Origin of the sequence: Nitrospira moscoviensis, from assembly GCF_001273775.1 — a bacterium.
Taxonomy (GTDB): domain Bacteria; phylum Nitrospirota; class Nitrospiria; order Nitrospirales; family Nitrospiraceae; genus Nitrospira_D; species Nitrospira_D moscoviensis.
The window spans coordinates 721,926-733,686 of the sequence record NZ_CP011801.1 but is presented as its reverse complement, the minus strand read 5'-3'; the positions used below and the strand labels follow the sequence as shown (position 1 = coordinate 733,686).

Annotated in this window: 17 protein-coding genes; 10 read left to right on the top strand and 7 right to left on the bottom strand. The window is 62.0% G+C overall.

Features of this window, described 5'->3' with window-relative positions; genetic code table 11:
• Positions 1–3 precede the first annotated feature (3 nt).
• Positions 4–1,158: a PQQ-dependent sugar dehydrogenase gene (locus NITMOv2_RS03560; RefSeq protein ID WP_053378583.1), complete on the top strand. Its 1,155-nt coding sequence runs from the start codon at positions 4–6 to the stop codon at positions 1,156–1,158.
• A 44-nt stretch (positions 1,159–1,202) separates the two neighbouring features.
• On the opposite strand, the gene NITMOv2_RS03555 is transcribed toward NITMOv2_RS03560, so the two are convergent.
• Both NITMOv2_RS03555 and NITMOv2_RS03550 read right to left on the bottom strand, forming a co-directional pair.
• Positions 1,203–1,427: a hypothetical protein gene (locus tag NITMOv2_RS03555; RefSeq protein ID WP_053378582.1), complete on the bottom strand. Its 225-nt coding sequence runs from the start codon at positions 1,425–1,427 to the stop codon at positions 1,203–1,205.
• Between the two features lie 158 nt (positions 1,428–1,585).
• Positions 1,586–1,810 (bottom strand): hypothetical protein, encoded by a 225-nt coding sequence (locus tag NITMOv2_RS03550; protein WP_053378581.1) that lies wholly within the window; start codon positions 1,808–1,810, stop codon positions 1,586–1,588.
• A gap of 462 nt (positions 1,811–2,272) precedes the next feature.
• Here NITMOv2_RS03550 and NITMOv2_RS03545 point away from each other — a divergent pair, with 462 nt between their 5' ends.
• Positions 2,273–2,548 carry a hypothetical protein gene (locus tag NITMOv2_RS03545; protein WP_145976157.1) on the top strand — a complete coding sequence of 92 codons (276 nt, stop codon included), beginning with the start codon at positions 2,273–2,275 and terminating at the stop codon, positions 2,546–2,548.
• Positions 2,549–2,579: 31 nt separating this feature from the next.
• On the opposite strand, the gene NITMOv2_RS03540 is transcribed toward NITMOv2_RS03545, so the two are convergent.
• From NITMOv2_RS03540 to NITMOv2_RS03530, 3 genes are all read right to left on the bottom strand, one after another.
• Positions 2,580–3,542 (bottom strand): Kelch repeat-containing protein, encoded by a 963-nt coding sequence (locus NITMOv2_RS03540; RefSeq protein WP_053378579.1) that lies wholly within the window; start codon positions 3,540–3,542, stop codon positions 2,580–2,582.
• Between the two features lie 136 nt (positions 3,543–3,678).
• The gene (locus tag NITMOv2_RS03535; RefSeq protein WP_053378578.1) at positions 3,679–4,074 is read right to left on the bottom strand and encodes a hypothetical protein; all 396 of its coding nucleotides are present in this window, start codon (positions 4,072–4,074) and stop codon (positions 3,679–3,681) included.
• A 555-nt stretch (positions 4,075–4,629) separates the two neighbouring features.
• Positions 4,630–4,938 carry a hypothetical protein gene (locus NITMOv2_RS03530; RefSeq protein WP_053378577.1) on the bottom strand — a complete coding sequence of 103 codons (309 nt, stop codon included), beginning with the start codon at positions 4,936–4,938 and terminating at the stop codon, positions 4,630–4,632.
• Positions 4,939–5,262: 324 nt separating this feature from the next.
• Here NITMOv2_RS03530 and NITMOv2_RS03520 point away from each other — a divergent pair, with 324 nt between their 5' ends.
• The 6 genes from NITMOv2_RS03520 to NITMOv2_RS03495 all read left to right on the top strand — a co-directional run bounded on the left by NITMOv2_RS03520 (position 5,263) and on the right by NITMOv2_RS03495 (position 9,408).
• Positions 5,263–5,559 carry a hypothetical protein gene (locus NITMOv2_RS03520; protein ID WP_053378575.1) on the top strand — a complete coding sequence of 99 codons (297 nt, stop codon included), beginning with the start codon at positions 5,263–5,265 and terminating at the stop codon, positions 5,557–5,559.
• 285 nt (positions 5,560–5,844) lie between these two features.
• On the top strand, positions 5,845–6,147 hold the full coding sequence (locus tag NITMOv2_RS03515; RefSeq protein WP_053378574.1) for an RNA recognition motif domain-containing protein: 303 nt from the start codon (positions 5,845–5,847) through the stop codon (positions 6,145–6,147).
• Between the two features lie 162 nt (positions 6,148–6,309).
• The gene (locus NITMOv2_RS03510; RefSeq protein WP_145976156.1) at positions 6,310–7,212 is read left to right on the top strand and encodes a hypothetical protein; all 903 of its coding nucleotides are present in this window, start codon (positions 6,310–6,312) and stop codon (positions 7,210–7,212) included.
• A gap of 176 nt (positions 7,213–7,388) precedes the next feature.
• Positions 7,389–8,762 (top strand): hypothetical protein, encoded by a 1,374-nt coding sequence (locus tag NITMOv2_RS03505; RefSeq protein WP_053378572.1) that lies wholly within the window; start codon positions 7,389–7,391, stop codon positions 8,760–8,762.
• Positions 8,763–8,806: 44 nt separating this feature from the next.
• Positions 8,807–9,097: a type II toxin-antitoxin system RelE/ParE family toxin gene (locus NITMOv2_RS03500; RefSeq protein ID WP_202967308.1), complete on the top strand. Its 291-nt coding sequence runs from the start codon at positions 8,807–8,809 to the stop codon at positions 9,095–9,097.
• Between the two features lie 11 nt (positions 9,098–9,108).
• Positions 9,109–9,408, top strand: coding sequence for a HigA family addiction module antitoxin (locus NITMOv2_RS03495; protein ID WP_053378571.1), 300 nt, complete (start codon positions 9,109–9,111; stop codon positions 9,406–9,408).
• 215 nt (positions 9,409–9,623) lie between these two features.
• On the opposite strand, the gene NITMOv2_RS03490 is transcribed toward NITMOv2_RS03495, so the two are convergent.
• Positions 9,624–9,968, bottom strand: coding sequence for a response regulator (locus NITMOv2_RS03490; RefSeq protein WP_238590451.1), 345 nt, complete (start codon positions 9,966–9,968; stop codon positions 9,624–9,626).
• Positions 9,965–10,324: a hypothetical protein gene (locus NITMOv2_RS03485; RefSeq protein WP_053378570.1), complete on the bottom strand. Its 360-nt coding sequence runs from the start codon at positions 10,322–10,324 to the stop codon at positions 9,965–9,967. Before NITMOv2_RS03485 ends, NITMOv2_RS03490 begins: the two co-directional genes overlap by 4 nt.
• Positions 10,325–10,510: 186 nt before the next feature.
• Between NITMOv2_RS03485 and NITMOv2_RS03480 the strand changes: the two genes are divergently transcribed.
• Positions 10,511–10,879, top strand: coding sequence for a PilZ domain-containing protein (locus tag NITMOv2_RS03480; RefSeq protein WP_053378569.1), 369 nt, complete (start codon positions 10,511–10,513; stop codon positions 10,877–10,879).
• A gap of 5 nt (positions 10,880–10,884) precedes the next feature.
• On the top strand, positions 10,885–11,265 hold the full coding sequence (locus tag NITMOv2_RS03475; protein WP_053378568.1) for a response regulator: 381 nt from the start codon (positions 10,885–10,887) through the stop codon (positions 11,263–11,265).
• Positions 11,266–11,761 lie beyond the last annotated feature (496 nt).

Sequence of the window (11,761 nt, the reverse complement as noted above, 5' to 3'; positions counted from 1 at the left end):
ACCATGAGAACGCACATCGTCATCTTCTGGACAGCGGCGGCCTTCCTGGCCTGCAGTGCGCCGCCGAACTGGGTCCGCGCGCAAGCGCCGCAGTCGCCGACTCCTCCATCCCGTGAAGGCGTCGTGACGGTGGACACCGTCGCGCGCGGTCTGGAGCATCCCTGGGGGCTCGCGTTTCTGCCGGACGGTCGCATGCTCGTCACCGAGCGGCCCGGCCGGCTCCGCCTCGTCGACCGGCAGGGGCGACTCTCCGAGCCGTTGGCCGGCGTCCCCCCGGTATTGGGTACGAGCCAAGGGGGTCTGCTGGACGTGGTGCTCGATCCGCGCTTTGCCGACAATCGCCTGGTCTACTTCTCCTATGCCGAACCGGGGGAAAAGGGCACCGCCGGCACGGCCGTGGCCCGCGGTCGACTCGCCGACAATCGCTTGGAAGACGTCCAGGTCGTCTATCGGCAGCAGCCGAAAGTCAAAGGCCCCATCCATTTCGGCTCCCGGCTGGTATTCGCACGGGACGGCACACTGTTCGTCACCCAGGGCGACCGTTATGACTACCGGGAGCAGGCGCAGGATCTGTCGAGCGGGATCGGCAAGATCGTGCGCATCCATCCGGACGGAGCCGTGCCGCGCGACAATCCGTTTGTCGGCCGGGACAGCGCGCGGCCGGAGATCTGGTCCTATGGGCACCGGAATGTGCAGGCGGCGGCGCTGCATCCGGAGACGGGGCAACTGTGGACCGTCGAGCATGGGGCCCGCGGCGGCGACGAATTGAACCATCCCGAAGCGGGCAAGAACTACGGCTGGCCGGTCATCACCTACGGCGTGGATTACGACGGGACGAAGATCGGCGAAGGCACCGCCAAGGCCGGCATGGAGCAACCGGTCTACTATTGGGACCCGGTCATCGCCCCCTCGGGTATGACCTTCTATACCGGTGACGTGTTTCCTGCGTGGAAAGGCTCCGTCCTGATCGGCTCGCTCAAGCCCGGCTTGCTCGTCCGGCTGACGCTGAAGGACGGCACGGTGGCGCAAGAAGAACGCTATCTCGCCCAGCTCCGCGAGCGCATCCGGGACGTGCGCCAAGGGCCGGACGGCTTGCTCTACCTGCTCACGGACAGCGACGACGGAAGGATTCTTCGGATCTCGCCGGCCAAGTCATGAAAGGCCGACGGAGCACGCCGGTAGTGGATGCCGGCTCGTAACCATCACGTCGCCAGCGCCAACTCGGCCTCGCATGGCTGTGGTTCTCTGAAAGCGGAAGACGATAGGCCTTCGGGCGCCGACGTCGGCGCAGGCTGTATGGGCTGCTGACCGGCGCATGACCGATTGCGCTCTCGAAAAGCCCGGAGGGCGGCCTGCACGGCTTGCGTAAGAAACTGCTGTTCGTTGTCGGCATAGGGCACGTGAAGCGTGACGGTCTTGGGCGACATCAGCACACCTCCTCTGCTGAAACGTGGACGCCGAGGTTCGGAAGCAGTGCGCAGTCTAGGGGTTGCCCTAGCATTGGTCAGCTAGGTATACCCCTAGTCCGAGAGGCCAAAAGAGGCCCTATGGCATGTCGGGAAAATGAGTGTATTCTCCGGGCCCGTCACGCCTCCAGTGTCCGGTGGAGGTACACTTTACAGCCGGTGACACAGTCGGTGTAGAGCACCATCGGGTCGCATCGGCAGCACTCTCCCGGCGCGGTCGCGTGCTCGTAGCCCTGCGTCTCGCCCGAGTCATCGACCTTTACGATATGGGAATCCGCGTTCCGCTCAATGACATCGCGGATCGCGCCTTCGATGAACTCTTGGAGGCTGCACACGTCGTTCATAGTCCCATTCAGTGTAGGGCAGTCCCGCCGCTTCCCGACCTAGCACGTCCCCTGGCCGGACGTTTGATTTTTGTGCAACACCCGGTGCAACTTTCATGGGCCGTGGTGTCCTCTCTATGACCGGACGCGCACATGAAAGCGGATCCCGCACTGCGGGCACCGCCAGGGATACCATCCCAGCCAGCTGATCAGCCAATCCCACCACCCGTGTCGGATCGACCGCCGGCAGACCGCCTCGCAGCCACGGCACATGACGGGAGATGCGTCCTTTTCCATGGCACCACCATTCTACGACCGGAGCGGAGCTTCTTCACCGCCTGATTTTGTACGGCGCCTCGCCGGATCTTTACCTTGCGCCTCGCCCGATTTTACCTAGGCTTCGTGGACTAATAACAAGCCGGCGCACCCCCTGTGGTAACGTCTCCCCGTTTCTTTTCATGGATCCGTTCGAATCGAGGGGGAATGGCGAGGAGGAGACGGGAGCGGACGACGAAAAAGCGGACGGTGTGGGCGGTTCATGAGTGGGAGCGCGCCTGGGAACTCGCGATGCGCCGAATCGACGGAGCGCCGGCGGTGGTGACGGGACAGGAAGCGTACCACCATGCGCTGGACATGCTGGACCGCGGCTTCGCCGAGGGCGATCGCTTTCAGTTCGAGTTGGGGCTGGTGATCCTGATGGACTGCTGCAGCGAAGCGATCAATCGCGGCGACTGTTGGCAATGGTGGTGGAACGGCTAAGACGGTCCGGAGAGCACGAGGGCCGAGCGCCTTAGCGGTCACGACCCGGCGGAATAAAGACTTCGTGCAGGTCGCTAAAGGAGCCGCCGGGGGTCGGCCCGCCGCTGATGACGTGGATGCGGCCCTGGAGCACCGCCGATCCGAGGCCGTGCCGCCCGCTCGGCATCGGCGCCATGGTCCGCCAGGCGCCAGCTGTCGGATCGTACGCTTCGTTCTCCCGGAACGTTCCCTCGCCGCTCTCGCCGCCGAACACGTGCACTCTCCCACCGACCACTGAGGCGGTGATGCCGCTGCGGGCGGTCGGAAGATCCGGGCCGCGGCTCCAGCGGTCGGTGAGAGGATCGTACACCTCCGTCACGGAAAGATTCCGGCGATAGTCGCCGTTCAAGCGGCCGCCGATCGCATAGATCTTCCCACCCAGCGTCGCGGCGGCCAGATGATCGCGCGGGGTGGGGAGCGCCGCGCGTGAAATCCATGTGTCTCGCTCCGGATCGTACACTTCGACGGCGGCGCTGTTGGCTTTGCGGTCGTAGCCGCCGATCGCATACAGCTTCCCTTCATGCTCCGCGACCGCCAAGGCGCCCCGAGGAGTCGGCATGGGCGCGCGCTCCGACCAGGTATCCGCCGCCGGATCGTAGGCGTAGACGGTGGCGACGGGATGCCAGACGCTGAGTCCCGACTGCTGATACCCGCCAATGACGTAGAGTCGCCCGCCTACCGCGCCGATGCCCACATGATGCAGACCGGCCGGCATGGAAGCTTTGGCGGCCCATCGGTCGGTGGAGGGATCGTATTCCTCGACCGCTGCGGTAATCGCGAGATTCATCACATTGCTCAGGCCCGGCTGCTCGAACCCGCCCACGACGTAGATCTTGTCGCGCAACGTCGCGGCGGCCACTTCCGTCCGCTTCGTCGGCGCCGGCGCGGCCGTTCGCCACAGGCCTTGGTCCGGCGCCGGCTGCCCTGATTCGGAGCGGCTGGCGCCGCGAGACACAGGCTGATGAACAGCGGGAGGAACGCCCAGGGAACCATCACCGTTCCACGAGGCCGAATGAGGCTGATGGGTCGCTGCATGAAAGGCATTATACCAGCGCCTCACCGAACGACCATCCGGCCCGGCACCGGTTTCCCTAGACCGCCTCATGAACCGCATGCCGTGACAGGTCGTGGTACATGGGCGGCGTCACTTCCCCGCAGAAATTAAACAGCGCTTTCGCCGACCAGAGCGGAATCCCCGCCGCTTCAGGCGCCTGCTGCAGCATGTCCATGAAGCGATTCATCGCGACGTAGACCGCTTCCGTATCCCCCTGGCTCAGCGCCAGGCGAGCCGTCTGGAGCTGGGCCAGATACGGCTCGTACGCCGCTCCCCGCCCTTCCACTGCGGCGAAGTACCGGTGCTGCTCGACCATCGCGGTGAGGGCATTGAGCCATTCATCTGCCGCGGCCTGCGCAGGAGAGGACACTAGGACCGGCAATCCACAAACGACGAGGGCGAACACGAAGATCGGATTCACGAGCCGCCGCATCGTTCATCCCTCCTTTCCGTCTCACGGTGGAAGAGGCCGCAAGCCGAACCGCCATCAGCTGAGCCAGGTACGGGTAATACGCGCCGTCCCGCGCTTCGGATCTGGCCCATTCTTGGTGATCCGTGACTAACGCCGTGATTTCGTCAATCCAGACCGCTTCGCCTCCCCATGTGGTAACGGGCACGAGAAACAGGCCCGCCCCGAGGAGGACTGCCATGAGCATCCTATGGGTTTCTGGCCTTGGCATAAATCCTCCTTTCTTCTAGCACCAGACAACCCTCGACGTGCGGATCAGACTGCACGGTTTGAAGAGGTACAAGATGCATGCGCGCAGCTTGGCACATCCGGGGTAAGAATCCCGCGGAGATAGAGTTCGCCGGACAGGCGGCTCATTCGCACACGGAGGAGAATTGCGTCACTCTTTCTCGAAGGAAGACAGCAGACCCGCACTGTTGCAGAGATAGGCTGTCCGACATGATGGACAGGATCATCGATGGAGTGGGGAGAAAATGGCCAGGAGGCCAAGGGAAGTGGGCGATCGCGACGAGGCGTCGCCTAGAAATGCACGCGGTTGACGGTGGTCAATTGACCGTTGGCGTCAAAGGTCAGCACGAGTTTATCCATCCAGTCCTTCCCCTTTCCCATCATCCAGGAGCAAGCCGTGCCGCCCTGATCCAAGCCGACGCAGCTTTCCGGCTGACCAAGCTCACGCTGCGCGTCATTCAAGGAGAACTGTCCGATCCGGCCCTCCCAATCCGCGCCGGCCAGCCCCGCACAAGCCGCCATTAAAAGGCAGTACGCAATCATGAGCCCTCCCTTCTTCTTCATATGGACCATTATGACTTCAGCGGTTGGCGCCGGCATAGTGCTCTCCTGTGGAGGGAGGATCAACAAAGATCCATCTTCGTACACTGGCTCGCTGATCAGTTATAACCGCGAATCACAGGACACGATCTTATTGTTCGCTATCGACGCATGGAATGTGTTAGCCTGCCATCTCGTTCGGGAAGCATGCCGGGGGTTCGCGCCTCTTCCTTCCATCCCGTTCTGCGCGATCATAGGTCCGTTTCTGCTGTGCCTCCGTCCGGTCGGCTATCGAGCCGACCTTTCGGCATAATTCCATCTCGAACGTTCGTTCGTTGAGGGCGACGACGAAAGCGTTGGCCGGGCGCCAGGAAAGGAGCATTGATGAGTCGAATCAACTTGGATCCACTCCTGACGTTTCCGGACGGGTCCCATCTGGTCGTGAGCACCCAATGCTTGAAAGAGGGAGACTTCTCCTGTGCCCTGTACCGGGTCCTGGTGAAGGCGGACGACGGGGCGGCGTTTCAGATCATTTCCAACCATCTCGCCGCCACAACCTGCCTGATCGCTCAGGAACATGCGTATAGTTATGCGCTTCGCTTGTACCCGAGCGCCGGTGCCCAACTGAAGAAGCCCCCTTACCTGATTTGGCCTGGACCCCGTTCGACGAGCCTTCAGTAAACCGGACAGTCCGGCCGAATGGTTGGTTCCAGACAGCGCGGCTTCGCGACGACTCGAAGAGCGGAGGAGGCCCGATTCGCTATTCGGATACGGACGTGCTATGATCGCTGTGTTTCACGTGGAGGGCCTCGCGTGAAATCCGATGCAAACGGCCCATCACCGATGTTGTTCTCACCGAGCAGAATCTGATCGGAAGCCCTGAACGAAGCTCTTATCCGTTCGTCCTTCCTCTCCTGTCCTGATCTCGCGTCTCAGACAATATCACTTTCAGAAGGAGGAACCCCCATGGGTTCAAAACTGTATGTCGGCGGGTTGCCGTTTGCGGCAACCGAATCGCAACTCACTACCTTGTTCAGCGCACACGGCACCGTGGAATCGGCCCGTGTCATCGCGGACAAATTCACGGGGCAGTCGCGAGGCTTCGGCTTCGTCGAAATGGCCACGCCCGAGGAAGCCAAGGCCGCGATCACCGCGCTGAACGGCTCCCAGATGGACGGCCGTTCGTTGACCGTGAACGAAGCCAAGCCGCAGGAATCACGTTCCGGCGGCGGGCGGTTCGGCGGTGGTGACAAGCGCAGCCGGTTCTAACGCTGCGCCGGGGGCGCCTCTCTGAGGCGCCCCTCATTTAGCGCAACAACCCCCGGGCGGCACATCGATCCACGGCGCCCATCCGACCGCCATCCTCGCGCACGCGGCGCCCCGCTTCAGCTCACGAATTCAACCGCTCATCCACCAGAAAGAGGTGCCTTCTTGTTACGTCATTCATGGACGGCTATTCACCGGTTGCTGCGCAATGCGGCCGGCAGCCTATATCATATCCTCATCGTCACGCTCAGCGCCGTCATCGCGCTCATGCTGCCGGTGAGCGCCCGCCAGTTTCTCTCCTGGTGGTCACGCATCGAGCATAATACATCCGCGCTGATCGCCGTCGAAATGACCGTCGCCGTGCTGCTCATCATGGTCCTGAGCTACGTCCACCGGAGCCTCCGGGACCGCACGCTCGCCGCCGCGGCGAGCGGCGCCGGGCTCGTCTCGTTCTATCCCCGGCGAGCGCCAGACGCCCAACGACGCATCAAGCGGCTGAAGGAAGAGCAAGGGACCGGCCGTACCATCATGGTGATCGGGTCGAGCGGCTACAGCACCTTTGTCGATCAAGTCGGCGATCTGTCGTCCGTCCTCGACAAATGCCTCGGCGCTCATATTCTTCTCGTCAATCCCTCCAGCGCGGAAGCGCGCGCCCGCATCGAAGCCATCGGCCATCCGGAGCACACCCTCGCGGGATTCAGAGAAGAGGTCCGGCAGAGCATCACTCTGCTGAAACGCCTGAGAGCCATGGGAAAAGCCGTCAAACTGAAGCTCTATGCGGACCCGCCGTTGGTCAAAATGGTCATCCTGGGGGATTATCTCTGGCTCCAGCATTACCATGCCGATCTCGACATTCAGACCATGCCCGAGTACGTGTTACGCCACAACCGCAAGGACCATGGCCTGTACACCCTCTATGCGCATTACTTCCAGCAGCGGTGGAACGACACCGACATCCCCGAATATGACCTCGACACGGATGAGCTGGTCTATCGCACGAGAAGCGGAGGCGAAGTGCGCCGGGACAGCTTCGAGCTCGACCTCATCGAGGAGGCCTCCGTCACCTGATCGTACGCTGCCGAGGCTTGACAGAGCTTCCTTGCACTTCCATCGATCGACGCCTAGTAAGAACCCCAGCTTATAAGATCAGCTCGGCCATGCGACTATTAGCATCGACGTGATTGGTACCTCGGGATCCTCGTGCCGAGCAGCACCCGGTCCGGACGGCACCTGGAACGCATGCGATGGCGCAGGACCAACTTGAATATCTGTTAGAGGCCTTTGCCGCCGACCGGCTGACGCCCACGGAACGGACGCAGCTCCAAGCCGCCGCTCTGCGCGACCCACGCCTCCTCAGCGCCCTGGCTGACCAGCAAGCCCTGAAAGAGGTGCTACAAGATCCGGCGCTCCGCGCACGCCTGTTGTTCGAGCTGCAAACTGGCAGCGAAGCTCGGCGAACGAGGACGCGGTGGTGGCGGCATCCATGGATGTGGGCCTCCATCGGCAGTACCGTAACGGCTGCGGTCGCCATTCTCATCGGCACGCAGCTGTATGACGATCGTACCGGCGGGCAGCTGCCGGCGGTTGAGCGCGAGAACAGCCCGCCGACATCGGAAGCATTGCCGGCTCCCGCCCCCACGTCCAATCAGGCGGCGCCGGCACCACATGACGAGGCCACCTCGCCTCCGGCCATCTCCACCGAGCCGGCCGCGGATCGCCCCGTGACGCGACGGACACCAGTGCATCCGTTCCCTGAGCCGATCGTCGAGGAGCGCGTGCGCGATGATGAAATCAGGACACCGACCGGAGCGCTTCGCAGACAAGAGTCCCAAAAGGCATCCAAGAGAACCGACTCGTCTGCACGATCCATGGCCAAGCCCCCCGCGGATCATGAGCCGGCACGGAATGAGCCGCCCACGGTGGATGACGACGCCGTGCCACCGCAGCCCGCCGAGCCTCCTTCACCGGCTCCGCAACAGGCCGCGCGCTCAGCGCCCGAAGATCCGCAGGCCGCACCGCCGCAACCGAGCAGTGCGCGGACATTGTTTTACAGCGAGGCGAACCCCGCCGCGCCGGCTGCGCTACATTCGTCCGGGAGCGACCAAACCGGAGGGCTGACGGAACATGAACCGCTGATTCACTCGACGCCCTCGGCGCCGCTCGCGATCCGTTACAGTCTTGTCATTGCAGGCCCGGACGGCACAGATCGCGAAGTGGACCCCGAGGCGCCTGTAAGCGTCTCAGATCGTCCACGCCTGGCTGTGCAAACCAATCAGGATGGGTACTTGTCGGTCATCGACATGCCTTCGACTTCGGAGATAACCATCACTCCGAGAACGGCGGCCAAGCCCGTCCGCGCGCGCACGACGACGCTGTTTCCCTTGGCCGGGCTGATCACCGACCCGGCGGCCAATCCCACCCTCCATCTGCGCCTGACCTTCGCCCGCCGGCCGCCAGGCCCGAAAGACCTGCCGTCCCAGACACCCAGACCGCCGCTGATGGAGCGCCTAGAGCCAGCTCCAGGCGGACCGGCAGAGCATGCCATCTATGCCGCCGCCCCCGGAGAGTCCGCCCCGCCAATGCTGATCGTCGACTTGGCGCTCAACCAGCGGCCCTAACTTTCTCTGAGCGTAAAGCATGACTTGACAGATACGCCGAGGGCGTGCAGGATCAGCAGGTGATCGAAAGCTTTAGGCACAAGCTCGCTAAGTTGTTCGAAGACGATGACCGCCGAAAGGTCCCTGCATCACAGGCCGACAAGATTGCCCGTATCCTGGCTCGGTTGAACGAGGCAGTGGTCGTGCAAGACATGGGACTGCCAGGCTATCGGCTACATCCGTTAAAGGGAGAATTGGCAGGGTTATGGGCTGTGAGCGTATCGGGTAATTGGCGGATCACTTTCCGATTCGAGAATGGCAGCGCCCACGATGTCGATCTGATCGATTATCACTGAGGAGATCAGCAATGCGTATGAAAAATCCGCCCCATCCAGGCTTATCGGTGCGCCATGATTGCCTCGAACCGCTGGGGCTTTCCGTAGCGGAAGGAGCGAAAGTGCTCGGGGTCACACGGCAGGCCATGAACAACCTGGTCACCGGCAAGGCCGGCATTTCCGCCGAGATGGCCATCCGCCTGGAGAAGGCTTTTGGCGGTGGCGCGGAGACCTGGCTGCGGCTGCAGGCTGCCTACGATCTGGCGCAGGCGGAGAAACACGCGGGAAGGATCAAAGTCCGGCGCGTGAAGGACTCGGTGATTCCGGCTTGATAGCAGATGGAGTAACGCAAGACCTGACTCCCTTTCTGGCCGCTCGGTTCATTGCCAAGCCCTCAACGTCCTCCAATGTTGCGGCAGGCCGCCGCCCTTCACTGGGAGCCTTTCGTCTAGCCTGATGGCCCCACGCCGGCACGATTACAAGAGGAACCCGGTAGAGGCGCCGCTTGACTGATTGGCGGAGCCAAATTGCTGCATCGGTGTATGGCTCAGTGGGCCAGCTCGTAACGAATTGCGGTGAGGAGTTTGTCCATGCTGAACGGCTTGTGGAAAGTATGGCGAGCGCCGAGCAGTTTGGCGGTCTGCAGGCCCTCCTCACTTATCTCCCCCGTCATGGCAATCACCTTCGCATCGAGAAACTCTCGCGTCATTTCGAGAATCAGATCGAGCCCCGTCATTTCCGGCATGACGAGGTCAGTAATCACCAAATCCGGTCGCTGCTCCCGGTAGAGAGCCAGCGCCATCTGCCCGCTAGCCGCCTCACGCACCGTGTAGCCGGCATTTTCCAACACGGTGCGAAGCAACATCCGAATGGCTGCTTGATCGTCGATCACCAGGATTGCGCCATGCTGCCCCCTCGTGAAACGATCCCACGATACACAACCTCACCGAGTGCGCCAACTTCTTTCTCGCATCGTGAATAGGGACAAGACGCCGGCGCGTGGCGAGTGTCCTCCAGGAAGGCAACCGGACCACTCCAAGCGGTGCTAGTCAACCGCCGCCGGCCGTTCGGCCGCATACTAGAGATATCCTGACAGTTCTTGTCCATCTTCGTCGGTGAGAACCAAGGGCTGTTGGCCTGGCCCACGAAATACAGATTCATCGTGGTGGTGTCATGCCAGTGTTGCTCCTCCACGTAGAGCACGTTCTCCATGTTGATCGCTTTGCCGCCGATTCTAACAAATTGCATGCTGCCTCCTCTGTCAGTCTTCCGAGTGCTCGCAAGGGTTAGTTGAACGGCGACCGGTACGAAATCCCCTGCACGGTGTAACCCCAAAGAGGCAACGCAGAGCCTCCCCCTTTCGGTGGCCCTCAAGCAGGGAATGCCGGACAGGATGACAGGCGCTAGGCTTGTCTCAACGGAGGAACGGCATAAATGGTCACACCACGGCATATCAAATCGGCTCTGCGGTCCTCGGCGGTGGCGAGTGATCGGGAGCGTCGCGGCCGGCGCCTGGCGCTCTCCTGTCGGGTGTTCTTTTTTGGTCAAGACGACTTCGAAGGAGAAGCCGTTTTGGTTGATGTCTCAACCGGCGGATGTCAGATTGCTACATCTGAAACGATCGCGGTCGGTGCATTGTTGAAACTCTCGATCTTCCTCCCGGACCACAATTGGCCCATGCGGGTTGACGAGGTCGTCGTGCGGTGGGCCAAAGAGGGACGCTATGGACTAGAGTTTACCTCCATCCGGTTGGCTCAACGAGAGCGGCTCCGAGCGCTCATCATGAACAGTAAGGGAGAGTAGCGTGTATGGCAAAAATTCTGGTCATAGACGACGATGCGCGAGACCGGGAGCTCCTCGCTGCCGTTTTGGAAGAAAGAGGGTATCAGGTGACTTCGGCGGAAAATGGCCGAACCGGGTTGACGTTATGTCACCGGGGAGTTCCCGATGCGGTTGTGTTGGACCTCGACATGCCCGGCATCGACGGCCGGAGCCTCCTGCGGCAATTGCGGACGCTACACCCGTCCCTCCCAGTCGTCGTGTTTAGCGGACGCAGCGCCGAAGAGGTGGAGGAAGAGCTGCTGAACCAAGGCGCCACGGCGTTTATTCAAAAGGCATTTTCGCAAGATAAACTCGGGCCGGCCCTGCAGGAGGTCCTGCCCTCGCCTGCTACGAATAAACCGAAATAGACAGAGGTGTCTGTCAAATCAGGGCCACCTCAACCTGACCCTGTTCCGCGGGCCGTGACCACGAGCAAGGAAGGATTTCGGCAGAAACGGCTTTCCGGCCGGCAATCTCGGTCTGACAACTAATGTGCTGATCGCCCCCTCCGAGACAGCCTCTTGCTCCGCTGTACGCCAATGACGTAGGATCCCGCATGCGGTTCGTCGAGACCCCGGTGTTTACGGCTGCACTTCGGCGGCACATGGATGATGAAACGTATCGAGGGCTCCAGTTGGCACTTTTGCTCCGTCCCGCACAAGGCCCCATCATTCCGGGCGGAGGCGGGTTGCGCAAGCTTCGCTGGGGCGCTCAGGGCCGAGGCAAGCGAGGCGGCGTCCGTCTCATCTATCATTGGGACGGGGAAGTCACACGTTTTATATGCTGTATCTCTACGCGAAGAATGAGCAGGGCGACTTGACGTCGGCACAACTCAAAGTCTTGGCCAAGCTCGTTCGGGAGGAA

Bases quoted from the DNA above. Each gene is read 5' to 3' on its own strand.
- NITMOv2_RS03560 (WP_053378583.1), top strand. From the start codon at position 4: ATGAGAACGCACATCGTCATCTTCTGGACAGCGGCGGCCTTCCTGGCC.
- NITMOv2_RS03555 (WP_053378582.1), bottom strand. From the start codon at position 1,427: ATGTCGCCCAAGACCGTCACGCTTCACGTGCCCTATGCCGACAACGAA.
- NITMOv2_RS03550 (WP_053378581.1), bottom strand. From the start codon at position 1,810: ATGAACGACGTGTGCAGCCTCCAAGAGTTCATCGAAGGCGCGATCCGC.
- NITMOv2_RS03545 (WP_145976157.1), top strand. From the start codon at position 2,273: ATGGCGAGGAGGAGACGGGAGCGGACGACGAAAAAGCGGACGGTGTGG.
- NITMOv2_RS03535 (WP_053378578.1), bottom strand. From the start codon at position 4,074: ATGCGGCGGCTCGTGAATCCGATCTTCGTGTTCGCCCTCGTCGTTTGT.
- NITMOv2_RS03530 (WP_053378577.1), bottom strand. From the start codon at position 4,938: ATGCCGGCGCCAACCGCTGAAGTCATAATGGTCCATATGAAGAAGAAG.
- NITMOv2_RS03520 (WP_053378575.1), top strand. From the start codon at position 5,263: ATGAGTCGAATCAACTTGGATCCACTCCTGACGTTTCCGGACGGGTCC.
- NITMOv2_RS03515 (WP_053378574.1), top strand. From the start codon at position 5,845: ATGGGTTCAAAACTGTATGTCGGCGGGTTGCCGTTTGCGGCAACCGAA.
- NITMOv2_RS03505 (WP_053378572.1), top strand. From the start codon at position 7,389: ATGGCGCAGGACCAACTTGAATATCTGTTAGAGGCCTTTGCCGCCGAC.
- NITMOv2_RS03495 (WP_053378571.1), top strand. From the start codon at position 9,109: ATGCGTATGAAAAATCCGCCCCATCCAGGCTTATCGGTGCGCCATGAT.
- NITMOv2_RS03485 (WP_053378570.1), bottom strand. From the start codon at position 10,324: ATGCAATTTGTTAGAATCGGCGGCAAAGCGATCAACATGGAGAACGTG.
- NITMOv2_RS03480 (WP_053378569.1), top strand. From the start codon at position 10,511: ATGGTCACACCACGGCATATCAAATCGGCTCTGCGGTCCTCGGCGGTG.
- NITMOv2_RS03475 (WP_053378568.1), top strand. From the start codon at position 10,885: ATGGCAAAAATTCTGGTCATAGACGACGATGCGCGAGACCGGGAGCTC.